Genomic DNA, 21,315 nt, shown 5'->3' with positions numbered 1-21,315 from the left:
TCGACCGGTACAACACATCGTAGTGACTGGCTATTCCTGGGATTCGCGACCGAAACGGGAACGGATGGGTTGCACGAGAGACCTCAGCTCGGGATTGCGGATCACCCACAGGATGCCGAGGTACACCAACGCCATCGCGGCGCCGGCGCCGGCCATGGTGAGGATGCCACCGAGCCGACTCGACGATCCGAACCCACCCTCCGTGTAGCCGCCGAGCGCGAGTACCAGGAGGGCGCCGATTCCGCCGGACACGAGGGCGGCGACGAGGTACTGGAGCCCACGCAGGATGATGCGACGACCGTCGAGGCCTCCGAGTCGCTTGCGCAGCAGCATCCATGCGACGACGGTCTGAATCGCGTTCGCGCCGCTCATGACGAGGGCGATACCGATGGCGATGAGCGAGGTCGGTGCGGCGGCAACGGCCAGCACGCCAACAACAAACAGAGCGGACTGCAGCACCTGGAGGAAAAACACGGTGCGGGTGTCGTCGAGCGAGTAATAGACGCGCTGGAGGAGGAAAAGCACGGTGAAGGGGATCAGCCCAACGAGGTAGGCCACGATGACGAGGCCGAGAGCGCTGACATCCTCGAAGTCTCCGCCGAAGACGGCCGCGAACGGCACCGAGACGGCGGCCAGTGCCACGGCCGCGAACACCATGATGAGCAGGATGACGCGCAGCGCAGAGGACAGGTCGCTGCGGACCTCGTCGATCCGCCCGTCGCGCGCGTGACCGCTCATGCGTGTGAAGTAGGCGGTGGCGATGGAGACGGTCACGATCGAATGCGGGAGCATAAAGATCAGCCACGCGTATTTGAGCGCGCCGAGGGATGCGCTGCCGGTGGCAAGCGTGGCCACTCGGGTTTCGACGATCGCCGCGAGCTGTGTGATGAGGATCATGCCGAAGACCCACGCCGCGGCCGCGCCCGTGCGACCCAGCCCCACCCCCCGCCAACGGAAGTTGGGGCGGTAGCGTAGGCCGGCCCTGCGCCAGAACAGGGTCAACACGAGCGCTTGGGCTGCGATGCCGAGGGTCGCCGTACCACCGAGCACCGCGATCATTGTCGGTGTCCACACGGAGGCGTCGCGATGGGCTGGGTCCGGTCCGAACAGCACGATGAACAGTGCGATGCCCGCGATCGCGATGACGTTGTTGAGGGCGGGCGCCCACGTGAACGGCCCGAAGATTCCCCGAGCGTTGAGTACCTGCCCGAGCAGGCTGTAGAGCGAATAGAAGAAGATCTGCGGCAGACACCAGTACGCGAGAGCGATGGCCAACTGCATCCCGGCGCCGCTGAATCCGCGTTCGCCGGACTGCGCGTACAGGCTCACGAGGAGCGGCGCTGACAGGGTTGCCGCGATGGTGACCAGGAGAAAAACGACAACACCGAGGGTGACGAGTCGGTTGATGAAGAGTTGCCCGCCATCTTCGTGGGTCGCCGCGCGCACCACTTGCGGCACGAGCACAGCACTCAGGAGACCACCGGCGATGAGGGCGTAGATGCTGTTGGGGATTTGGGTGGCCAGCGTGAAGCCGTCGGCTGCTGCGCCGATGTACCCGATCGCCCCCGCGAGCACGATGGCGTTGACGAAGCCGAGGATCCTGGAGACGATCGTGCCCGACGCGAGTAGAGCACTCGCCCTACCGATGCCTCCGCGCCCAGCCTCAGTCATCGGTAGCGGTTTCGTCCGTCGAGGTGTGACCGCGACGCCGGCGCACGATGTTGCGCACAATGCCGCCGGCGAACACGAGCACAACGATGACCGCGATGACAATCACGATCGGGGTCTCCCAACCCGCCTGAACGTTGATCTCCGTGGTCGCGGGCTGGCCGATCTGTGCGCCGGATGCACTGCTCAGCGTCATGACGACCTGCACGCTCCCGTTCGAGATCGCCTGGACGGGCACCCGCGCGAGGCCCTGGGCATTGGGCTCGATGACCACCTCGACGAGAGACTCCGAGACGGCGAGCTGCGCCGTGAGTGGCCTGACGGTGAGAAACACACGAACGGGCACGCTCAGCGAATTGCTCACGGGGATGGGGAGCGCCCCGTTATCGGCGACGAGCGTGAACGGACTCGTCGTGACGATCCCGACGGCGGCGCGAAGATCCTCCGAGCTCGACAGGTAGTTCAGTACGGCATCCGACCACTCCGGGGTGTTCGTGATCCACGCGTTCGACATGAGCGCGAGCACACGGAGCCGCCGGGGTGCGGTGACCGACGTCGAGTCCTCGACGATGGTCGCGAAGCGCGCCTCCGCACCCTCGGCGAGCAACAGTCGCTCTCCCTCGGCGAGACGCTCGGCATCCTGAGCTCCCTCGATGAGATCGGCCTGCCGGGGCTCGCCCTCGAGAGCGACACTGAGCGGAACAAGCCGCACGGATGCCGCCGACTGGAGTGCCGCGAGGGTGCTCGACGTGTTCGTCCCCGCTCTCGGCACACTCCGCTCGAACGAGGCGACAACACTCACGGGGCCCGTGCTGGGGCTTCCCGCCGCGGCGATGGCCGCGTCGAGGCTGGATATCGCGGGCTGCAGTCCCGCCGGGGTGGACGTGTTGGCGGCGGTGGCCAGTGCCGCGCTCACGGCGTCGTCGGTGACGATCGCGGGGAGGTCCCCGACGAGGACCGAGGGCCCCGTCGCCTCGGGCCGGGCGACCTGACCCGACGACAGCATTGCGGTGTTGTATCCGCTCGCGGTGAAGGCAGCGAGGTCTGAGGCGGCGACCGTTCCGGCGCGTGGCCAGATCAGACCGGGGAAGTCGCTGTCCCACGCGAGCAGTTCGGCGGTGGTGGGCAGCGCGGGAGTCGGCGCGTCCGTGGGTTCGGGTGTCGGTGTGCCGGTCGGCGATGGATTCGCCGGGCCGAACAGCGCGGAGTCGATGGCGAAGTCGAAGTTCTGCGGCTCGAGCACAACGGGGCTGCCGGACTGGGTGCCGAGTGTCACGTCGGAGTCCGCGTAGGTGAGGAGGAAGCTCTCGTTGACGGCACCTCGGAGACGGTCGAGCCATTGGGTGGCCGACGCCGGTGCCGATGTTCCGAGCACGCGGATCGACACGAGAACACGCGGGTCGATCGCCAAGGTCACCGGGCGGCCAATCGCCGCATCGAGCTGACGGGAAAGCTCACCGCCGACGCTCGTGTACTCCTCGAGGCGTTCGGCATCGATGAGTCCGGTTTCGCTCGCGGGTGCCACGATCGGAACGATGACCGCGAGCGGAACCGGATCACCTTCCGCTGCGTGCGCCGTCGTCGCGGGCAGGCCCACGGCACTGACCCCGAGGGCGAGGAGAAGAACCGCGGCACCCCGGATGATCCGCGCGCCCACCATGGCGGAAAGTCTATTCGTTCCATTCTGAGAGGCCCGGGATCACCGTTCGCCCGCGCAGCGTGTGTGCCAAGCTTGAGCATCATGCAGAGTGTCGCCGCCGCGATCCAGCGCCTCGACGCGATCGCCGACTCGACCCCGGTAGCGCGTCTGGCCGAGGCGTTCTCCGCCGCAGGTCACGAGCTCGCTCTCGTGGGCGGTTCGGTGCGCGACGCGTTCCTCGGCCGAAGCTCCGGGGATCTCGACTTCACAACGGATGCCCGCCCCGACGACATCCTCGCGATCGTCGCCCCGCTCGCCGACGCCGTATGGGACGTCGGCCGCGACTTCGGCACCATCGCGGCGCGTGTGCACGGTCAGTCCGTCGAGATCACCACTTACCGGGCGGACTCCTACGACGGAACAACCCGCAAACCCAGTGTCGAGTTCGGCGACAGCCTCGAGGCCGACCTCGAACGACGCGACTTCACCGTCAACGCGATGGCTCTGGCCCTCCCGGCGCGCAAACTCGTTGACCCGTGGGGTGGAGTCGAGCACCTACTCGAGGGCACCATCGCCACACCCGGAGCACCCGAGATCTCCTTCGGCGATGACCCGCTGCGCATGATGCGCGCAGCCCGATTCACGTCGCAGCTCGGTTTCACGGTAGCCCCGGACACGCAGCGTGCGATGGCGGAGCTCGCTCCGCGCATCGAGATCGTGAGTGTGGAGCGTGTGAGCGATGAGCTGTCGAAGCTCATGCTCACCGATGACCCGGTGCCGGGCATCCGGTTGCTTGTCGACACGGGGCTCGCCCAGCTCGTGCTGCCCGAAGTTCCTGCCCTGCGGCTCGAACGCGACGAGCATGCACACCACAAAGACGTCTACGAGCACACCCTCACCGTGGTGCGTCAGGCGATCGAGCTCGAGAAAGCTCGGCCGGGCATCGAGTCCCCCGACCTCGTGCTGCGGTGGGCGGCGCTCCTGCACGACATCGGGAAGCCCGCAACCCGGCGCATCGAATCCGGCGGCGTCGTGACCTTCCACCACCACGACGTCGTTGGCGCCAAACTCGCATCGAAGCGACTCAAGGCACTCAGGATGCCGAGCGACACGATCTCCTCGGTCGCTCGCCTCGTCGAACTCCACCTGCGATTCTTCGGGTACACCGACGGCGCATGGACCGACTCTGCCGTGCGTCGCTACGTCCGCGACGCCGGCGACCAGCTCGAACGACTCCACATCCTCACGCGCGCCGACGTCACCACACGCAACGTGCGCAAGGCCGACCGGCTCTCCTTCGCCTACGACGACCTCGAAGAGCGCATCGCCGCCATTCAGGAGGCCGAAGGTATCGCCGCCGTGCGGCCAGATCTCAACGGTGACGAGATCATGCGCATCCTGGGGCTCACGCCCGGGCGCGAGGTGGGGGAGGCGTACAAGTTCCTTCTCGACCTGCGGCTCGACGAGGGGCCGCTCGGGCCGGACGAAGCCGAACGACGCCTCGTGGAGTGGTACCGAACCCGCGGAAACTAGCGCCAAGTCGACGGGGTGCGTACACTAGACAGGTTGTCCGCCGTCACATGCGTGCGGGCATCCGTCTACACCCTCCTGCTACAGACCGTCTGTAGCCGTTCTAGTCCGAAGGAGGTGGGTTTGTGACGCACCAGTATGAACTCATGGTGATCCTCGATCCCGAGATCGATGAGCGCACCGTGGCCCCGAGCCTCGACAAGTTCCTCAATGTCATTCGTACCGATGGGGGATCCATCGACAACGTCGACATCTGGGGCCGTCGTCGCCTGGCCTACGAGATCAACAAGAAGAGCGAAGGCATCTACGCCGTCGTCAACTACACGTCGACGTCGGCTGCATCGGTCGAGCTCGACCGTCAGCTGAAGCTGTCCGAGGCCGTCATGCGCACCAAGGTGCTGCGCGCCGAGGAGGGCTTCGCCCAGGTCGCCGCCGCCAAGAAGCTCGCCGACGAGAAGGCTGCGCGCAAGAGCGCCAAGCCTGCCGCCGAGCCACCCGCCAAGGCCGAGGCACCCGCCAAGGTCGAGGCTCCCAAGGCCGAGTCGACGGATGCCGCGGAGCCCGCGGCCGCTGCGGACGCCGAGTAACCCATGGCCGGCGAGACCATCATCACCGTTGTGGGTAACCTCACGGCTGACCCCGAGCTGCGGTACACGCAGTCCGGGCTTGCGGTCGCCAACTTCACCATCGCCTCGACCCCGCGCACGTTCGATCGCGCGAGCAACGACTGGAAGGACGGCGAGGCACTGTTCCTCCGCGCGTCCTGCTGGCGTGAGTTCGCCGAGCACGTCGCCGGATCGCTCACGAAGGGCAGCCGCGTCATCGCGACCGGTCGCCTGAAGCAGCGCTCCTACGAGACGAAGGAAGGCGAGAAGCGTACGAGCATCGAGCTCGAGGTCGACGAAATCGGCCCGAGCCTGCGCTACGCGACCGCACAGGTCACTCGCGCCGCGTCATCTCGTGACGGTGGTGCTCCGCGCGGTGGTGGCCAGGTCGCCGAAGAGCCGTGGGCAGCCAGTGCCCCCGGATCGTCGAGCGATTCGTGGAACACCCCGGGCAACTACCCCGACGAGACTCCGTTCTAATACTTCTCGGCCCCCGGGCCGACAACTTCTAAAGGAAACGCACAACTCATGGCAGGAAAGAGCAGCGGCGACCGCCGCAAGCCCATCCGCAAGGGCAAGGACGGCAAGAACGCCGCCCCGGCCAAGGCGATCAAGGTCGGCGTCATCGACTACAAGGATGTCGCGACACTTCGTAAGTTCATCTCCGAGCGTGGAAAGATCCGCGCTCGCCGCATCACCGGTGTCTCCGTGCAGGAGCAGCGCCTCATCGCGACGGCCGTCAAGAACGCCCGCGAGATGGCCCTTCTCCCGTACGCCGGCTCGGGCCGTTAAGGAGTACCGATATGTCTAAGTTGATCCTCACGCACGAGGTCACCGGCCTCGGTGCCCCCGGCGACGTCGTCGACGTCAAGAACGGCTACGCACGCAACTACCTCATCCCGCAGGGCTTCGCCGTGGCGTGGACCCGTGGTGGCGAGAAGCAGATCGAGCAGATCAAGTCGGCTCGTGCCGCTCGCGAGCACGCAACGCTCGAAGAGGCCCAGGACCTCAAGGCGCGCATCCAGGCTGCCGCCATCACCCTCCCCGTTCGCGTGGGAACCGGTGGCCGCCTGTTCGGTTCGGTCAAGCCCGTCGACGTGGCAGAGGCCGTTGCCGCTGCCGGTCTCGGCGAGATCGACAAGCGCAAGATCGAGATCACGAGCGCGATCAAGTCGGTCGGTGAGCACGAGGCGACCGTTCGTCTCCGTGACGACATCGTCGCAACGATCACCCTCCAGGTGGTCGCTGCCAAGTAGCAGCATTTCGCCGACAGGGCGGTGGGCCAGATGGCCTGCCGCCCTGTCGCAGTTAAGGGGTCGTGTCAAGACACGTAGACGGGTTGGTGTACCCCATTCGAGAGGCAGTTTTCCCCCGAACTATGCACAGGACGAATGTTTTTAGAGCAACCCTCAACCGGCAGTCTAAACATGTTTCTACACACATCCCGTGGATAAGAAAAGTGCTGGTTAGACGATGAATCTGGTGCAGAAAACGTAGCTTATCCCCACCAGTTTCCACATCTTCCCCACACCGCGCGCGGCGTTTCTCGCACTTTCTCCACAGCGTCGTCCACAGGGGCTGTTGTTGGCCCAGCGCGCCCTCCCTATCGTGGTGCAGTCGCTCCCACCGGAAGTCAGAACCTCATCGTTCGACGGGTCCGGAGTGTCAGCGGCCGGGGCTACAACTGACGGGTACCGTCGAGAACAGAAAGGGGCGACATTGTCGATCGCGCACTTGGGTCTGGCGGGGGATCAGCGTCCTGCGCAGGATGCTCCCGGCGCTCGCACCGACCGTGTTCCACCCCACGATCTCCTTGCCGAACAGAGCACCATCGGCGGAATGCTTCTCAGCAAGGATGCCGTGGCCGACGCCGTCGAGTCCGTGCGCGGAGCAGACTTCTACCTTCCCAAGCACGAGACGATCTTCGACGCGATCCTCACCCTGTACTCGCACGGTGAACCGACCGACGTCATCGCGGTCACCGACGAACTCACCAAGACCGGTCTCCTCGGTCGTGCGGGCGGCGCTGAGTACCTTCACACCCTCACCGCCCTCGTCCCTACGGCGGCCAACGCCGGCTTCTACGCGTCGATCGTTGCCGAGAAGGCCGTGCTGCGCCGACTCGTCGAGGCGGGCACCCGCATCGTGCAGATGGGCTACGCGAGCGAAGGCGAGGTCGTCGACCTCGTCAACAATGCCCAAGCCGAAATCTACGGCGTCACCGGCGGGGTCGAGAGCGAAGACTACGTTCCGCTTACCGACGCCGTCACGAGCGCCATCGACGAGATCGAGGCTGCGCGCGGTCGCGACGGCCAGATGATCGGTGTGCCGACCGGATTCAGTGAACTCGACGAGCTCACCAACGGACTCCACCCCGGGCAGATGATCATCATCGCGGCACGTCCCGCCATCGGTAAGTCGACCCTCGGCCTCGACATTGCCCGCGCCGCCGCGATCAAGCACAACATGCCGACGATCGTGTTCTCCCTCGAGATGGGTCGCAGTGAGATCGCCATGCGACTGCTGTCGGCCGAGGCATCCGTTCCCCTGCAGCACATGCGTAAAGGAACCGTGCACCAGAACGACTGGACGACCATCGCCCAGACGCGTGGGCGCATCAACGACGCGCCCCTGTACATCGACGACAGCCCCAACATGACCCTCGTCGAGATCCGCGCGAAGTGCCGCCGCCTCAAGCAGCGCATCGGGCTCAAGATGGTCATCATCGACTACCTGCAGCTCATGACGAGCGGCAAGAAAGTCGAATCGCGCCAGCAAGAGGTGTCCGAGTTCTCGCGTGCGCTCAAGCTGCTCGCGAAGGAGCTCGAGGTGCCCGTCATCGCGATCTCGCAGCTGAATCGTGGACCGGAACAGCGAGCCGACAAGAAGCCCGCACTCTCCGACCTCCGCGAGTCCGGCTCGATCGAGCAGGACGCCGACATGGTGATCCTGCTCCACCGTGAGAGCGCGTACGAGGCCGACAATGCGCGCGCCGGAGAAGCGGACCTCATCGTCGCCAAGCACCGCAACGGACCGACCCGCACCATTACCGTGGCGTTCACGGGACACTTCTCGCGGTTCGGGGACATGGCTCCGAGCTAGAAGTTACTGGCTGCCGGATCAAAAGCGCTCCGAGCTAGAGTGACGAGCTGCCGGATCAGAAGCGCTCCGAGCTGGATCCCAAATGCAGGAGATTTCGGATTCTGTTGAGTTCCCAGGCCGAAGCAGCGCGGGATTCGACGCTGACTCCTGCATTTCGGTTAGGCGAGGTAGCGTGACGCCATGACCCTCACCACACCGCCACGTCAGCTGCGACTCATCATCGAAGCGAGTGACTTCGCCGCCGCCGTCCACTACTTCCGCGATGTGCTCGGCATGCCGGAACAGGCGGCCTTCGCCACCGAGGGTGACGACCGGGTTGCCATCCTTCGAGTCGACTCGGCGAGCATCGAGATCGCCTCGCCCACCCACGCGCGCAACATCGACACCATCGAAGGCGCACCGGCTTCGACGGGTCCAACCCTTCGCATCGCCCTCGAAGTCGACGACACGGCAGCGGCGGTCGAGGCCAGCACGGATGCCGGCGCTGAGCTCATCGCGCCACCCGTCGAAACCCCGTTCCGCACCATCAACGCGCGCGTTCAGGGACCTGCCGGATGGCAGGTCACCTTCTTCCAGGAGCTCGAGACTCTCGAGCAACGGCAAGCTCGCGACGGTTTCACCACGGACGACCAGCGCGCACCGTAACCCCGCGCCGGGCATCCCAAATACAGGAGATTCACCCCGGGATGCCCGGTTCATGCGTGACCCGAGCTCTCCCAAGCAGCATCTCCTGCATTTGGGATGGGGCGCGCGGTCAGCGGCGGAGCGCGCTCCACAGCGCCGACCACTGTTCGGGGCGGATGTCGCGGGCGCGAGCATCCCGGGCGATGCCAACCTCACGCAGTGCCCGAGCCGCCGCACCCGTGTCGCGGCGCGCGCCACTACCGACGGCGTGCGCGAGGGAACGGCCACCGACGAAGACCTCCCGCGCGAACGCCTCGTAGGAGGCACGTTGGGCGACTGGCACGAGCGGCTTCGCGCGGCGGCTGATGCTCAGGATGCCGCCATCCACGCTCGGCGCGGGTGCGAAGTGTCGCGACGGCACCCGACCATGCAGCTCGAACTCGTACCAGGGCGCGCTTTGCGCGGACAGGAGGGTTCCGCCGCCAACACTCGCGCGTTTGCGCGCCACCTCCCACTGGGTGAGCAGCACGCAGCGCGACCATCCTCGTGAGGTGAGGACCCTCCGCAGCAAGGGAGTCGTGAGGTGGAAGGGCACGTTGCTCACGAGGGTGGCCGCGTGGAGGGGGTGTCGCATCGCGTCCGCATGGAGCACCGTCACCGACGGCAGGGCGTGACGCAGGGCGCGGGCACGATGCTCGTCGAGTTCGAGGGCGGTGACGGGCGGGCCGAGGGTGGCGAGCATCCGGGTGATCGCGCCGGAGCCGGCGCCGATCTCGAGGATCGGCCCGAGTGCCGGGTCGACGAGGGAGACGAGGTGCCGAATGGTCGGCTGGTGGTGCAGGAAGTTCTGGCCGAGCTCGTGACGGCCCCCGTGGGAGGAACGAGGCATGTGGGATGAACGAGGCATGGGTGCGCTCCGATGAGAGAAGGGAGCACCCCGGGCGCGACGAAGGCTCGCGAAAAGGGAAGGTACCCGCCCGAGGTGCCGAGGACATCTCGAGGACGGCGCGCTACGCGCTAGAGCGATCGCGCCGTCAGGAGCGGCGGTCGCGGAAGAAGAAGCACCCCGTCATGGGTGCGGCGCACAAAGTTCCCATGCGTTCAGGGTAACGGATGCTCGCGCCGGCGCCGCGGAAACGATACGTTCTCCCGATGCAGCACCTTGCGGGCCCCCAGGCTCGGCGCCTCCGGCGGCAGTCTCAGCTCCTCGACGGGTCCACGCTCACACCGACCGAGGTGGTCGATCGCGCCGTTGCTTTCCAGGGTCAGGACCTCCGCGCGGTTCTGCGAGCGATCGCGATCCGGTCGGCGCCGGGCACCACGGTCGCCGATGTTGTCGCCGCCTTCGACGAGGGACGTCTCGTGCGTTCCTGGCCGCTGCGCGGCACACTCTTCGCCACAACCCCCGAGCACCTGGCGTTCCTCCTCTCCCACACGGGCGAACGGATGCACCGATCGATGATCAAGCGGCGAGGCGACCTCGGTCTCGACGATGCCGTGATCGAGCGTGCTCGAGGCTTGCTCCTCGCCGCCCTCGCCGAACGCCCGCAGAGCAGGGCAGACGCCATGACGGTGTGGCAGGCGGCGGGTATCGACACGAGCGCCGGTCGCGGGTACCACCTCATCGTTCACCTTGCCCTCGCGGGGCTCATCCACTGGGGTCCGTTCGACGGCGAGGAGCAGTTGCTCGTCGCGACCAATGCTCGGCAGCCGGTGACGGATGCCCTCCCCGAGGTCGTGCGGTCGGTCATCCTCGCGCGTGCCCCGATGAGCGAAGCCGATCTCGCCTGGTGGACGAAGCTGCCGCTCGGGGTGCTGCGTCCCGCGCTCGCGGAGGTGCCAGATCTCGAGCGGGTGGTGGTCGAGGGTGCGGAGATGCTGATGATCGGGCATCCCGCTGAGGAATCCGGGCCGGCCGGCGTCGATCTGTTGCCCGGTTTCGACGAGTGGATTCTCGGCTACGCCGACAGGTCGCTTGTCGCCGACGAAGCCGCGATGACCACCATGATTCCGGGTGGCAACGGCATCTTCCGACCCGTGGTTCTTGCCGACGGGGTTGTTGTGGGAACGTGGCGTGTGCCGATCGTGCGCGGTAAGCCAACAGAACCCGTGCTGGATCTCGTGCGCGATCTGTCGCCCCGCGACCGGCGCGCGGTTGCCGCAGCGATCGACGCTTGGCCGCACGGCTGAATCTGCACTTGACCTTGACACGGTGTGAAGGTCTTGGGTGGATAGTCGGAGGAACATCATGACGACCAACACCACCGCCCTCGCCGCCGCGCTCGAGCGCGAGTCATCGTCCGACCGCCTGCAGGCTGCATTGACCGCCGGCACAGCCCCGCGGCCCGAGTACCTCACCGTGCTGGTGGCCCGGAGCGCCGTCGAGCCGGACTTCTTTGTGCGCGACATGCTCACGTGGGCGATCGTGCGGCACGACGCATCCGTCTCGGTGCCGCTCCTTTTGCGCGAAGTAGCCGAGGGCGGCGATCAGGCACGGAGCCAGTCGCTCCACACACTCTCCAAGATCGGTGACGAGCGCGGCTGGCGGGCGATCACCTCCGAACTTCTGCGCGACAAAAACGACGAAGTGGCGCGGAGCGCGTGGCGGGCAGCGGCCATTCTCGTGCCGCCAGGGGAGGAGGCTGTGCTCGCCGAGTCGCTCGCCTCCCAGCTCGGGCGCGGTGATGCGACCATGCGTTTGAGCCTCAGTCGTGCCTTCGCCGCCCTCGGCGACGCATCACTTCCCACCCTCGAGCGACACGCGAAGCACGGAACGGCGGATGCTCGCGCCCACGCCATCGCCTCCGCGAGGCTTGTGCTTGACCCCGACGCCACGTTCGACGACCTCATCCGCGAGGCGGTTCGTGCCGTCTCGCTGCAGGCTGCACCGGCCCTGCCACCGGACGACGATGCGCATCGGTGAAGTCGCGCGCCTCTCTGGCGTGAGCGCCCGGATGCTGCGGCACTACAACGACATCGGACTCCTCACGCCGAGCGGCCGAACGTCGTCGGGGTACCGGCACTACGACGACGCGGACCTTCGGCGCCTCCTCGAGATCGAGTCGCTGCGGTCGCTCGGGCTCTCGCTCGCCGAGGTGCGTTCGGCAATCGACGATCCGGGCGCGCTCTCGCCGCAGCAGATCGTCGACGAGGTGATCGCGCGCACACGCGAGCGCATCGAACTGGACCGGGAGCTCGTGCGGCGGCTGGAGGCCGTGCGGTCCACTCGGCCGGAGGAGTGGACGGAGGTGCCGCGGCTTGTTGCACTCTTGCGGGGGTTGGGGTCGTCGCATCCGTCGTCCCGTCAGCGAGCCGCACTTTCGCACGGTGGGGCGACCGTCGCGCCCCTCGTCGATGCGGCGCTCGCCGAGGAGGATCCGAATGTCGCCGGCGCTCTCACGTGGGCGATGGCTCGATCGAAGGGCGACCCGGTGCCGGCGCTCGAGGAGGCGCTGGGGAGCCCGTTGGATTCCGTGCGCCGACGTGCCGTTGAGTCACTCGTCAAACTCGGGGCGATCGATGCCCTGCAACGCGCGCTCACCCACGTCGACTCCGTCGTGCGCGACAAGAGCGCGCTCGCCGTCGGTGGGAGCGGAGGGTTTGACGCGCTGCCCGCTCTCGTCGAGATGATCGTCGCCGGCCGTGACGATGTGCCAGCCGCTGAGATGCTGGGGCTGCTCGCGAACGACGAAGAGCGGGGCGCCGAGGTTGTGGCCGCGGTGTCCGCCGCCCTCGAGACACCGGATGCCTCCTCCCGAACGCGTCTCACCCAGGCGCTTGCTGAGCTACCCCCGGAGACGGCGCGCTCGCTCGCGGTGGCGCTCGCCGGTGACCCGGACGAGCGCGTCGCGATCACCGCGCGCTACATCCTGCGCGTAACCCAGCCCCCCGAGACGACGCAGCCTCGCTAGACCCCGAGCTGTTCGCGGCAGCGCGCGAGGTAGGCGGCGCCCGCCTCGTCGTGGATGAGGTCGTCGACGGTGACCACGGAGTAGGGGCGGTCGAGCATCCCGTCGGAGGGCCGCACATCGACATGGGTGGCCTCGTAGCCTTCGGAGTGCACGTAGTCGGCCATGAGGTAGTCGCTGCGCGAGTCGCCCATACTCACCCAGCGGCGGGGGAGTGGGCCGAGCGAGGCGAAGCGCTCGAGCGCACGGCGGGCTCCCCGGTCCTTGTCGAGGAGTACGGACTCGATGTCGGTCGAGATGATGGTGGGGTCGATGCGGAACGGGAGCTCGCCGTCACGGTCGGGAGCCTCGCGGTCGCGGTAGCGGAGCCCGTAACCCAGGCCTGAGACGAGGTCGAACGCCGCGCGCTCGAAGTGCGGCTGCACCTCGAGGTAGTCGGCGTTCTCAACATCCGTGCGCTGTTCGATCGAGATCATGGCGCGTTTGGTCTCATCGAAGAACATCGAGTCGGAGTACTCGTGCTCCACGAGTTCGCGCACACCGCCGATGGCGTCGGGGCCGAACGCGAGCGCGCTATCGACCTCGACCTCGCCCATGCCGTGCGCGTCGATCGTCGCCCACGAGCCACCCTTCTCGAAGACGCCGTACATGCGGGCGCCGGGAGTCGAGAGGGCATCGGCCAGTCCGCGCTCGAGGAGGGGCGCGACAACGTTGTCGCGGATGAAGGCATCCGAGCGGCCGGTGATGAACGCGACGGGCACACCCGCGGCCGTGAGCGCGACGAGATCGTCGAGGATCGACGGGATCGCGATGCTCCGTGAGACGGGGCTCGCGATGGGCCCGTCGACATCGAGGAGAAGGCCGAGATCGGGCAGATCGGACGGGTAGGCGGAGGCGTCGAACGGCATCACGACAGCCTAGGCGCTCGCGGGCGGTGCCCAGCCGCACGGAACCTAGACTGGAGGGGTGAAGTCCTGGATCGCTCCGCTTGCCAGGGCGGTCCCGGCGATCGCCCTCGGTATCGCCATCACCTTCTCGGCCGACCACTCCGCAACACTCGGACTCATCGTGTTCGGCATCTTCGGAGTCGTCACCGGAATCGCGATCGGCGCCTTCGCACTGCGCGACGAGACCGGATCAACGCGCAGCCTGAGCCTCGTGCAGGCAGCCCTCGGAGTGCTGCTCGGAGCAGCGGCGCTCATCGTGCCGGGTGGCGGTCTCCCGTATCTCGTGTTCCTCGTGAGCGCGTGGGCGGTCACGACCGGATTCCTCGAGATTTACCTCGGCATCCGGTCGCGGGGGAGCGCGGTATCCCGGGACCGCCTGTTTCTCGGAGCGCTCACCGTTGTGCTCGCCATCGTGGTGCTCGTGGTGCCCCCGGACTTTGTGCAGGAATACACGGTCGACGACAACGGGTATCAGCTCACGGCATCCGTCATCATCGTGGGATTGTTGGGGGCCTACGGTGCGATCGTCGGTGTGTTCCTCGTGATTGCGGGGCTCTCCCTCAAGTTCGCCACCACCCCAGAACCCGTTGAAACGAGCGCATGATGTCCGCCCCTTCCCGCCGTGATCGCACGCGACCCGCTGAGCTCGTTGGGCTCTCCGCCGTTCTTGGCATCTTCGCGGGACTCGTGGTGCTCATGTCGACGCGCGACGTGAGCCTCTCGCTCGTTTTTCTCGGCATCGCGTTCATCGTGGCCCTCGTCGGGTTGGCGATGCTGTCGCTCGCCGTGCAGCCGACGGGTGACGAGAAGCTCGACATCCGCGAGCAAGACAACGAGCAGGGCGGCCGCCGCGGTCACTAGCCGCGCTGACTGGCCCCGCCGCGGTCACTAGCCGCTGAGGTTACGGGCCGCGTGAACCAAACCTCAGCGAGCGGGACGACGCTGAGCGACGTCCACCGAGATCAGTGCTCGATGTAGGTGACGAGGGATGACGCGAGGCCCGCGTAGGTCGCGGGGGTCAGGCCGCGCAGCCGCGCCTTGGCCTCGTCCCCGATGTCGAGACCGTCGATGAACTCCACGAGCTCGGGTTGCCCGACCCGACGGCCGCGCGTGAGCTCCTTGAGCACCGCGTAGGGGTCGGCGATCGAGCTGCGCCCCGCCGTTACCTCCGCGCGGATGACCGTCTGGATGGCCTCGGCGAGCACCTCCCAGTTCGAGTCGAGGTCGGCATCCAGAGCCGCCTGGTCGAGGCTGATCTCCCCAAGCCCTCGCGCGATGTTGTCAAGGGCGAGGAGCGAGTGGCCGAGCGCGACACCGACATTGCGTTGGGTCGTCGAGTCGGTGAGGTCGCGCTGCAGGCGGCTTGTGACGAGTGTCGCTCCGAGCGAGTCGAGGAGCGCACTCGAGAGTTCGAGGTTGGCCTCGGCGTTCTCGAAACGGATCGGGTTGATCTTGTGCGGCATCGTGGAGGAACCCGTGGCGCCAGCCTGCGGGATCTGCCGGAAGTATCCGAGAGAGATGTAGGTCCACACATCCGTGCACAGATTGTGCAGCACACGATTGGCGTGGGAGATGCGCGCGTAGAGCTCGGCCTGCCAGTCGTGTGACTCGATCTGCGTGGTGAGCGGGTTCCAGGTGAGGCCGAGGGATGTCACGAACTCCTGTGAGATCGCGGGCCAGTCCAACTCGGGCCCCGCCGACAGGTGCGCCGAGAACGTGCCGCTCGCTCCGCTGAACTTGCCGAGATACTCGGTCGCCTCGACTTGCGCGAGGATGCGCTCCAAGCGGTAGACGACAACCGCGAGTTCCTTGCCCATCGTCGTGGGGGTCGCGGGCTGCCCGTGGGTGCGCGAGAGCATGGGGGCGTCACGGTGCTCGACGGCGAGACCGCGAAGGGTGTCGATGACGGTTCGGTACGCGGGCAGCCAGACCTCCCGAACGGCCGCACCGATGGTGAGCGCGTAGGACAGGTTGTTGATGTCTTCGCTCGTCGCGGCGAAGTGGGTGAGCTCGGCCACCGAGTTGAGCCCCAGCTCGGCGAGCTTCTCGCGAACGAGGTACTCGACGGCCTTCACGTCGTGGCGGGTCGTTGCCTCGAGTTCGGCGAGGCGATCGATCTCCCGCTGTCCGAACTCGGCGGCGAACTCGCGAAGCACACGAGCCTGCTCGTGGTCGAGACGCTGACTACCGAAGAGCTCATGGTCGGTGAGGTAGAGCAACCACTCGACCTCGACACGGACTCGTGCCCGGTTCAGCCCGGCCTCCGACAGGTGATCCCCGAGGGTGGCGACCGCGGCGCGGTAGCGTCCGTCGAGAGGACTCAAGGGCTGGGGGGGCAGGCTCATGTAACTCCCTGTCGGATTGCCGGCGTGATCTGCCGGAAGAGTGCTGTACAGGCTCGCACGGTCATCCCGAGGACCCTGTCGAACATCGCGGCGTCGGAGTAGTACGGGTCGGGCACATCACCCAACTCGGCCTGCTCGCCGTCGAAGCTCAGCAACAACTGTACTTTCGACCGGTCCTGCTCGTTGCCCGCCCAGGCTTTGAGGATGCGCTCCTGGCTTCGATCGAAGACCACCACGAGGTCGAGATCGGCGAACCAGGCCGGGTCGAACTGGCGGGCACGGTGGCCTGAGCCGTTGTAACCCTGCGCCGCGAGGGCCGTCAGCGTGCGGTCATCCGAGGGTTCGCCAACATGCCAATCGCCCGTTCCTGCGGACATCACGGCGATGCTGCGTTCGAGGCCCGCCCTGCGCACGAGGTCGGTGAAGACGGTTTCAGCCATCGGAGACCGGCAGATATTGCCGGTGCAGACGAAGCAGATACGAAAAAGCGCGGGCTGACTCAGTGCGCGCTCAAACGACATCCCCCCATTGTCCCCGCGACCTCCCCTCCCCACCAGGGTCGATTTCCCCTCGTTGTCCCCCGAATGTCGGCGTACAACCCGGCGTCCGCGGCACGGTGGGGATGCTCAACGGATGACAAACGAACGGGATGCCCTCCTCCTCGCTTCCCTCGAGCTCCAGCTCGGCGCGATCGGCCCGCTCCGGGCCCGAGTCGAGCGACTCACCGCCGATCTCGTTGCTGCACCGCCGCTGGACTGGATCGGGCCGGCGCGGGGCGCGTACAACTCCGCGTCGCTCGCGTTGCACTCGAGTGCGAGCACCGCGTGTGACGCCATGAACTCGGCGGTGGGCCTCATCGCGAGCGCCTCACGAATCGTGGCCGCTCGTGAGTGACGTCGTGCACGTGTCGGGTGGCACCGCCGCGGTCGAAACCGAAAGTCTTGTCGCGCTCGCCGACCGACTGTGGGTGCTCGCCGATGAGGCCGTGGCGATCCGGGTCGATCTGGATTTCGCGACCACCGTGATCGACACCTCGCCCAGTGGAGCGCCAGCAGCGGCGATGCGCGCCGCGCAGGAGCTCGAGCGCGCAAGAATCGCGCTGCACCTCGTTGAGGCCGAGGCGCGGTTTCTCTCCCTCGGGCTTTCGGCCGCGGCCCGCGGCTACACGGTGGCCGAAGACGCGGCGCGGTGGACCGTCGGTGCCGCCGTCGACGGGTGGGCCTACTCGTTGGGGCTCCTCGCACCCCTCATCGCCGGGCCGTTTCTCGTCGCGGGTGGAGCCCTGCTGCTCGCGAGCCCCGAGCAGCGCAATGCCGTCCTGAGCAATCCCACGGTCATCCGTGCGATCCGCGCGATCACGATGGGGGCCGACGACGCGATCCTGGCGCGACTCGGTGTGCCACCCGGGCTTGTCGCGCTCCTCGGTGATCAGGGTCTCGGCATCACGGGTGTTCCGTTCGCCGCGTCCGCCGTCGCCGCGTTCGGCAGACCGCTCGGGTTGCTCCAGGAGAGTCCGGTACGGGTGACGGATGCCCGACCCTCCCCGCGCGTCCCCCTCGCGACCCCCGCCACGTTCTCCGATCGCTTCTCGCGCATCCCCATCTCCAGCGAGGACGACGGTGCACAGGTGCGCATCGAAACCTACGAGATGCCCGACGGCACGAGGCGCTACGAGGTATACGTCGGTGCCACCGTCGACTTCGATCCGGCCGCGGTCGGGGAGCCGTTCGACATGGCGAGCAACATCAGCAACGCGATGGGCGCGGGGAGTGGCTCGTACGACGCCGTGCTCGCGGCGATGGCGGAGGCGGGCATCCGGCCCGACGATGAGGTGCAGTTCACCGGGTACTCGCAGGGCGCTGCAACGGCCGCGCATCTCGCGACCTCTGGTGGGTTCAACACCCAAGGTCTCGTGACCTTCGGCGGTGCAACGGGGCAGATCCCCATTCCCGACACGGTCAACGCGGTGATCGTCGAGCACACCGACGATCCCGTGGCGGCGCTCGGCGGAGCCCAGGAGAACACGCACGCCGTCATTGTGGAGCGCTGGGCATCCGCGGAGACGGACTTCTCAGACGCGCCGATCCTGCCAGGGCATCAGCGACCCGGATACGTGGAGACGGCGGGGCTCATGGACGGCAGCACGCAGACGCGACTCACGGATGCAGCGGCATCCCTTACGGCGTTCAGCGCTGGGGGCCGACTCGTCTCGTCGGTCGACTATGTGACGGCTCGGGTCGATGCACCCGAACTCAAGCAGAAGGTCAGCGGTCCTTCGTGAGCGGACGGAGCAGGATGCCGATGAGCCAGCTGATGAGACCGAGCACGAGTGCTCCGAGCACACCCCACCAGAAGCCATCAACGACCAGACCGAAGCCGAGGAGGGAGGAGATCCACGCGACAAGGAGGAGGAGTAGACCGTTGACGATGAAGGAGATGAGGCCGAGCGTGAGGATGTAAATCGGGAAGGCGACGATACGGATGAAGTTGCCGACGACGCCATTGACGATGCCGAAGATGAGGGCGACGAGCAGGTACGTGAGCACAGTCGCGAGAGTGTCGTTGGGAGCGTAGGGCAGCACCGCGACCCCCGCGACAAGGAGGGTTGTGAGCCACAGGGCGATGGCGTTGATGAGGATGCGCACCAGGAAGGTCATGGCCACCACTATGCCCGTGTGAGCACCCGGTGGCAACGGGCTGGTGGGTGCGCCGCGAATAGGCTGGTCGGATGACGAGCCACCGCGTGCGACTGAGGCCCGAGATCGAATCGATCGTGCCGTACCGCCAGGGCAGAACGGCCGCTGAGGATGCCTTCAAGCTCTCCTCCAACGAGAACCCCTACCCGCCCCTCCCGGCGGTCACGGCTGCACTCTCCCAGAGCAGCATCAATCGCTATCCCGAGGCCTCGGCTGCGGGTGTTCGCGGGATGATCGGCGCCAAGTTCGGGATCTCACCCGAGCAGGTTCAGGTGGGCGCGGGGTCGGTCGCCGTGCTGGCACAACTCATCTCGGCCGCGAGCGCGCCGGGGGACGAGGTGCTCTACGCGTGGCGCAGCTTCGAGGCCTACCCGCTGCTCGTGGCGACCGCGGGCTCCACGAGTGTGCAGGTGCCGCTCACGAGCGACGGCCGTCACGACCTCGACGCCATGGCTGCGGCCGTGACGGATCGCACCCGAGTTGCGATCGTGTGCAGCCCCAACAACCCGACGGGCACGGCGGTCACGCGTGACGAGTTCGAACGATTCATGGCTGCGGTCCCGTCCACGGTCCTCGTTCTCCTCGACGAGGCGTACGCGGAGTTCGTGACCGATCCGGATGCGGTTCGGGGTGAGGAGCTTCTCGACCGCTACCCGAATCTCGTTGTTCTGCGCACCTTCTCCAAGGCGTACGGCCTCGCGGGACTCCGCATCGGCTACGCGATCGGCGCGGAGTACATCATGGATGCCGCGCGCGCCGTCGCGATTCCCCTCTCGGTCACCGAGCCCGCCCAGCGTGCCGCCATGGTGTCCCTCGAGAACGAACCGGATCTGCTCGATCGTGTGGCGCGGCTGGCTGCTCTTCGCGACGAAGTGGTTGCAGGTCTCACCGCTCAGGGGTGGAGCATCCCGGCCCCGCAAGGCAACTTCGTGTGGCTCGAGACGGGGGAGCACACCATGGACGCGGTCGGCGCTTTTGAGCGGCACGGTATCATTGTGCGTCCCCTGGGTGGGGGGGTCCGCGTCACGATCGGGGAGGACGAGGCTGTGGCGAATCTCCTAAAGGCTGCCGAAGAGGTTGTCTCTATGCAACGAACTGACGGTTCCGGCAGCGGGTTAGGTTAGAGCAATGGCCTACACCCCGGCGACGATCCAACTCCTGTCCGCGGAAGGCACCATCGTCAAGAACGATGTGACCGAGCAGTACCTTCCCCTCATCGAGCAGCTGAGCGATGAACAGCTGCAGAATTTCTATCGCCAGATGGCGGTCATCCGTCGCTTCGATGTCGAGGCCGGCAACCTGCAGCGGCAGGGTCAACTCGCCCTCTGGATCCCGAGCATCGGCCAGGAGGGTGCTCAGGTGGGTTCCGGCTACGCTGCCCGCGCCCAGGACCACATCTTTCCGGCCTACCGCGAGCACGTTGTCGCGCGCATCCGGGGTGTCGACCCCATGCGCATCATCGAGCTTCTCCGCGGACTCAGCCACGGCGGCTGGGATCCGAAGGATCACGGCAACTTCCACCTCTACACACTGGTCATCGGCTCGCAGTCGCTGCACGCCACGGGCTACGCGATGGGCATCCAGTTCGACGGCGCGACCGCTACGGGCGACCCGGAGAAGGATGAAGCGGTCGTCGTCTACTTTGGTGATGGCGCGTCGAGTCAGGGTGACGTGAGCGAGGCGCTCGTGTTCGCGGCGAGCTACCAGACGCCGCAGGTGTTTTTCCTGCAGAACAACCGCTGGGCCATTTCGGTGCCCGTCGAGCGCCAGTCGCGCTCGCCGCTGTACCTGCGCTCCTCGGGGTTCGGTATCCCCGGCTACCAGGTCGACGGCAACGATGTGCTCGCGAGCTACGCGGTGACCCGGGCATCCCTCGACGCCGCTCGAGCGGGAGAGGGGCCGCGCTTCATCGAGGCGCTCACCTACCGCATCGGTGCGCACACGACGAGCGACGACCCGACGAAGTACCGGGACGAGAAGGAACTCGAGTTCTGGGTGGCCAACGACCCGATCTCGCGGTACGAGCTCTACCTGCGCTCGCGCGGCGAGGGTGAGGCGTTCTTCGCCGATGTCGCCCAGGAGGGCGAGGACCTCGCCGCCGACGCGCGCCGCCGCACGACCGAGCTCGGCACACCCGGGAACGCCAAGATCTTCGAGAACGTGTACAGCGACCCGCACCCCGTCATGGACGCCCAGTCGCGCTGGTTGGAACAGTACGAAGCATCCTTCGAGGAGGGCGGCGAGTGAGCGT

General features: G+C 66.9%; 22 protein-coding genes and 1 pseudogene. 16 read left to right on the top strand and 7 right to left on the bottom strand.

Going from position 1 to position 21,315, the window contains the following annotated elements; translation table 11 throughout:
• Positions 1 to 30 precede the first annotated feature (30 nt).
• Entirely contained in the window at positions 31 to 1,671 is a 1,641-nt protein-coding gene (gene murJ, locus LH407_RS07255; protein WP_322134657.1) for a murein biosynthesis integral membrane protein MurJ, read from the bottom strand.
• The gene (locus LH407_RS07250) at positions 1,664 to 3,328 is read right to left on the bottom strand and encodes a DUF6049 family protein (protein WP_322134658.1); all 1,665 of its coding nucleotides are present in this window, start codon (positions 3,326 to 3,328) and stop codon (positions 1,664 to 1,666) included. Before LH407_RS07250 ends, murJ begins: the two co-directional genes overlap by 8 nt.
• 81 nt (positions 3,329 to 3,409) lie before the next feature.
• On the opposite strand from LH407_RS07250, the gene LH407_RS07245 reads away from it, so the two are divergent.
• From LH407_RS07245 to LH407_RS07215, 7 genes and pseudogenes are all read left to right on the top strand, one after another.
• Positions 3,410 to 4,840: a CCA tRNA nucleotidyltransferase gene (locus tag LH407_RS07245; RefSeq protein ID WP_322134659.1), complete on the top strand. Its 1,431-nt coding sequence runs from the start codon at positions 3,410 to 3,412 to the stop codon at positions 4,838 to 4,840.
• Between the two features lie 143 nt (positions 4,841 to 4,983).
• A pseudogene (gene rpsF / locus LH407_RS07240) lies at positions 4,984 to 5,316 on the top strand (30S ribosomal protein S6); the annotation flags it as partial.
• Between the two features lie 111 nt (positions 5,317 to 5,427).
• Complete coding sequence (locus LH407_RS07235) at positions 5,428 to 5,922, top strand: single-stranded DNA-binding protein (RefSeq protein WP_322134660.1); 495 nt, start codon at positions 5,428 to 5,430, stop codon at positions 5,920 to 5,922.
• Between the two features lie 48 nt (positions 5,923 to 5,970).
• A complete protein-coding gene (gene rpsR, locus LH407_RS07230) occupies positions 5,971 to 6,234 on the top strand; it encodes a 30S ribosomal protein S18 (protein ID WP_322134661.1) in 264 nt (87 codons plus the stop codon).
• Between the two features lie 11 nt (positions 6,235 to 6,245).
• Positions 6,246 to 6,698 carry a 50S ribosomal protein L9 gene (gene rplI / locus LH407_RS07225; RefSeq protein WP_322134662.1) on the top strand — a complete coding sequence of 151 codons (453 nt, stop codon included), beginning with the start codon at positions 6,246 to 6,248 and terminating at the stop codon, positions 6,696 to 6,698.
• Positions 6,699 to 7,161: 463 nt separating this feature from the next.
• Positions 7,162 to 8,544 carry a replicative DNA helicase gene (dnaB, locus tag LH407_RS07220; RefSeq protein ID WP_322134663.1) on the top strand — a complete coding sequence of 461 codons (1,383 nt, stop codon included), beginning with the start codon at positions 7,162 to 7,164 and terminating at the stop codon, positions 8,542 to 8,544.
• Positions 8,545 to 8,724: 180 nt separating this feature from the next.
• Positions 8,725 to 9,189, top strand: coding sequence for a VOC family protein (locus tag LH407_RS07215; protein ID WP_322134664.1), 465 nt, complete (start codon positions 8,725 to 8,727; stop codon positions 9,187 to 9,189).
• A gap of 109 nt (positions 9,190 to 9,298) precedes the next feature.
• Here the strand turns inward: LH407_RS07215 and erm are convergent, their stop codons facing one another.
• Complete coding sequence (gene erm / locus LH407_RS07210) at positions 9,299 to 10,075, bottom strand: 23S ribosomal RNA methyltransferase Erm (protein WP_322134665.1); 777 nt, start codon at positions 10,073 to 10,075, stop codon at positions 9,299 to 9,301.
• Positions 10,076 to 10,320: 245 nt separating this feature from the next.
• Here erm and LH407_RS07205 point away from each other — a divergent pair, with 245 nt between their 5' ends.
• The 3 genes from LH407_RS07205 to LH407_RS07195 are packed head-to-tail and all read left to right on the top strand — an operon-like array spanning position 10,321 to position 13,079.
• On the top strand, positions 10,321 to 11,358 hold the full coding sequence (locus LH407_RS07205; protein WP_322134666.1) for a DNA glycosylase AlkZ-like family protein: 1,038 nt from the start codon (positions 10,321 to 10,323) through the stop codon (positions 11,356 to 11,358).
• A gap of 58 nt (positions 11,359 to 11,416) precedes the next feature.
• Positions 11,417 to 12,091: a HEAT repeat domain-containing protein gene (locus LH407_RS07200; protein ID WP_322134667.1), complete on the top strand. Its 675-nt coding sequence runs from the start codon at positions 11,417 to 11,419 to the stop codon at positions 12,089 to 12,091.
• A complete protein-coding gene (locus tag LH407_RS07195; protein WP_322134668.1) occupies positions 12,078 to 13,079 on the top strand; it encodes a MerR family transcriptional regulator in 1,002 nt (333 codons plus the stop codon). Before LH407_RS07200 ends, LH407_RS07195 begins: the two co-directional genes overlap by 14 nt.
• Here the strand turns inward: LH407_RS07195 and LH407_RS07190 are convergent.
• On the bottom strand, positions 13,076 to 13,984 hold the full coding sequence (locus LH407_RS07190) for a hypothetical protein (RefSeq protein ID WP_322134669.1): 909 nt from the start codon (positions 13,982 to 13,984) through the stop codon (positions 13,076 to 13,078). The genes LH407_RS07195 and LH407_RS07190 overlap by 4 nt on opposite strands.
• A gap of 58 nt (positions 13,985 to 14,042) precedes the next feature.
• On the opposite strand from LH407_RS07190, the gene LH407_RS07185 reads away from it, so the two are divergent.
• Together LH407_RS07185 and LH407_RS07180 are read left to right on the top strand one after the other, a co-directional pair.
• On the top strand, positions 14,043 to 14,627 hold the full coding sequence (locus LH407_RS07185) for a DUF308 domain-containing protein (RefSeq protein WP_322134670.1): 585 nt from the start codon (positions 14,043 to 14,045) through the stop codon (positions 14,625 to 14,627).
• A complete protein-coding gene (locus LH407_RS07180; protein ID WP_322135040.1) occupies positions 14,624 to 14,884 on the top strand; it encodes a hypothetical protein in 261 nt (86 codons plus the stop codon). Before LH407_RS07185 ends, LH407_RS07180 begins: the two co-directional genes overlap by 4 nt.
• Before the next feature lie 101 nt (positions 14,885 to 14,985).
• Here LH407_RS07180 and purB read toward each other — a convergent pair whose 3' ends face one another.
• Both purB and LH407_RS07170 read right to left on the bottom strand, forming a co-directional pair.
• A complete protein-coding gene (purB, locus tag LH407_RS07175; protein WP_322134672.1) occupies positions 14,986 to 16,368 on the bottom strand; it encodes an adenylosuccinate lyase in 1,383 nt (460 codons plus the stop codon).
• On the bottom strand, positions 16,365 to 16,889 hold the full coding sequence (locus LH407_RS07170) for a low molecular weight protein-tyrosine-phosphatase (protein WP_322134673.1): 525 nt from the start codon (positions 16,887 to 16,889) through the stop codon (positions 16,365 to 16,367). Before LH407_RS07170 ends, purB begins: the two co-directional genes overlap by 4 nt.
• 112 nt (positions 16,890 to 17,001) lie before the next feature.
• Here LH407_RS07170 and LH407_RS07165 point away from each other — a divergent pair, with 112 nt between their 5' ends.
• Together LH407_RS07165 and LH407_RS07160 are read left to right on the top strand one after the other, a co-directional pair.
• Positions 17,002 to 17,262: a hypothetical protein gene (locus LH407_RS07165; protein WP_322134674.1), complete on the top strand. Its 261-nt coding sequence runs from the start codon at positions 17,002 to 17,004 to the stop codon at positions 17,260 to 17,262.
• On the top strand, positions 17,255 to 18,649 hold the full coding sequence (locus tag LH407_RS07160) for a hypothetical protein (protein ID WP_322134675.1): 1,395 nt from the start codon (positions 17,255 to 17,257) through the stop codon (positions 18,647 to 18,649). Before LH407_RS07165 ends, LH407_RS07160 begins: the two co-directional genes overlap by 8 nt.
• On the opposite strand, the gene LH407_RS07155 is transcribed toward LH407_RS07160, so the two are convergent.
• Positions 18,633 to 19,025: a phage holin family protein gene (locus LH407_RS07155; protein ID WP_322134676.1), complete on the bottom strand. Its 393-nt coding sequence runs from the start codon at positions 19,023 to 19,025 to the stop codon at positions 18,633 to 18,635. The genes LH407_RS07160 and LH407_RS07155 overlap by 17 nt on opposite strands.
• 71 nt (positions 19,026 to 19,096) lie before the next feature.
• Between LH407_RS07155 and LH407_RS07150 the strand changes: the two genes are divergently transcribed.
• Both LH407_RS07150 and LH407_RS07145 read left to right on the top strand, forming a co-directional pair.
• Positions 19,097 to 20,188: a histidinol-phosphate transaminase gene (locus LH407_RS07150; RefSeq protein ID WP_322134677.1), complete on the top strand. Its 1,092-nt coding sequence runs from the start codon at positions 19,097 to 19,099 to the stop codon at positions 20,186 to 20,188.
• 4 nt (positions 20,189 to 20,192) lie between these two features.
• A complete protein-coding gene (locus LH407_RS07145; RefSeq protein WP_322134678.1) occupies positions 20,193 to 21,311 on the top strand; it encodes a thiamine pyrophosphate-dependent dehydrogenase E1 component subunit alpha in 1,119 nt (372 codons plus the stop codon).
• Positions 21,312 to 21,315 lie beyond the last annotated feature (4 nt).

It is taken from the genome of Antiquaquibacter oligotrophicus (assembly GCF_020535405.1).
Classification (GTDB): Bacteria; Actinomycetota; Actinomycetes; order Actinomycetales; family Microbacteriaceae; genus Rhodoglobus; species Rhodoglobus oligotrophicus.
The sequence above is the reverse complement of the archived record's forward strand: the minus strand, read 5'-3'. Positions and strand labels throughout refer to the sequence as shown.

Bases quoted from the DNA above. Each gene is read 5' to 3' on its own strand.
- murJ (WP_322134657.1), bottom strand. From the start codon at position 1,671: ATGACTGAGGCTGGGCGCGGAGGCATCGGTAGGGCGAGTGCTCTACTC.
- LH407_RS07250 (WP_322134658.1), bottom strand. From the start codon at position 3,328: ATGGTGGGCGCGCGGATCATCCGGGGTGCCGCGGTTCTTCTCCTCGCC.
- LH407_RS07245 (WP_322134659.1), top strand. From the start codon at position 3,410: ATGCAGAGTGTCGCCGCCGCGATCCAGCGCCTCGACGCGATCGCCGAC.
- LH407_RS07235 (WP_322134660.1), top strand. From the start codon at position 5,428: ATGGCCGGCGAGACCATCATCACCGTTGTGGGTAACCTCACGGCTGAC.
- rpsR (WP_322134661.1), top strand. From the start codon at position 5,971: ATGGCAGGAAAGAGCAGCGGCGACCGCCGCAAGCCCATCCGCAAGGGC.
- rplI (WP_322134662.1), top strand. From the start codon at position 6,246: ATGTCTAAGTTGATCCTCACGCACGAGGTCACCGGCCTCGGTGCCCCC.
- LH407_RS07215 (WP_322134664.1), top strand. From the start codon at position 8,725: ATGACCCTCACCACACCGCCACGTCAGCTGCGACTCATCATCGAAGCG.
- erm (WP_322134665.1), bottom strand. From the start codon at position 10,075: ATGCCTCGTTCATCCCACATGCCTCGTTCCTCCCACGGGGGCCGTCAC.
- LH407_RS07205 (WP_322134666.1), top strand. From the start codon at position 10,321: ATGCAGCACCTTGCGGGCCCCCAGGCTCGGCGCCTCCGGCGGCAGTCT.
- LH407_RS07200 (WP_322134667.1), top strand. From the start codon at position 11,417: ATGACGACCAACACCACCGCCCTCGCCGCCGCGCTCGAGCGCGAGTCA.
- LH407_RS07195 (WP_322134668.1), top strand. From the start codon at position 12,078: ATGCGCATCGGTGAAGTCGCGCGCCTCTCTGGCGTGAGCGCCCGGATG.
- LH407_RS07190 (WP_322134669.1), bottom strand. From the start codon at position 13,984: ATGCCGTTCGACGCCTCCGCCTACCCGTCCGATCTGCCCGATCTCGGC.
- LH407_RS07180 (WP_322135040.1), top strand. From the start codon at position 14,624: ATGATGTCCGCCCCTTCCCGCCGTGATCGCACGCGACCCGCTGAGCTC.
- purB (WP_322134672.1), bottom strand. From the start codon at position 16,368: ATGAGCCTGCCCCCCCAGCCCTTGAGTCCTCTCGACGGACGCTACCGC.
- LH407_RS07170 (WP_322134673.1), bottom strand. From the start codon at position 16,889: ATGTCGTTTGAGCGCGCACTGAGTCAGCCCGCGCTTTTTCGTATCTGC.
- LH407_RS07165 (WP_322134674.1), top strand. From the start codon at position 17,002: ATGACAAACGAACGGGATGCCCTCCTCCTCGCTTCCCTCGAGCTCCAG.
- LH407_RS07155 (WP_322134676.1), bottom strand. From the start codon at position 19,025: ATGACCTTCCTGGTGCGCATCCTCATCAACGCCATCGCCCTGTGGCTC.
- LH407_RS07150 (WP_322134677.1), top strand. From the start codon at position 19,097: ATGACGAGCCACCGCGTGCGACTGAGGCCCGAGATCGAATCGATCGTG.
- LH407_RS07145 (WP_322134678.1), top strand. From the start codon at position 20,193: ATGGCCTACACCCCGGCGACGATCCAACTCCTGTCCGCGGAAGGCACC.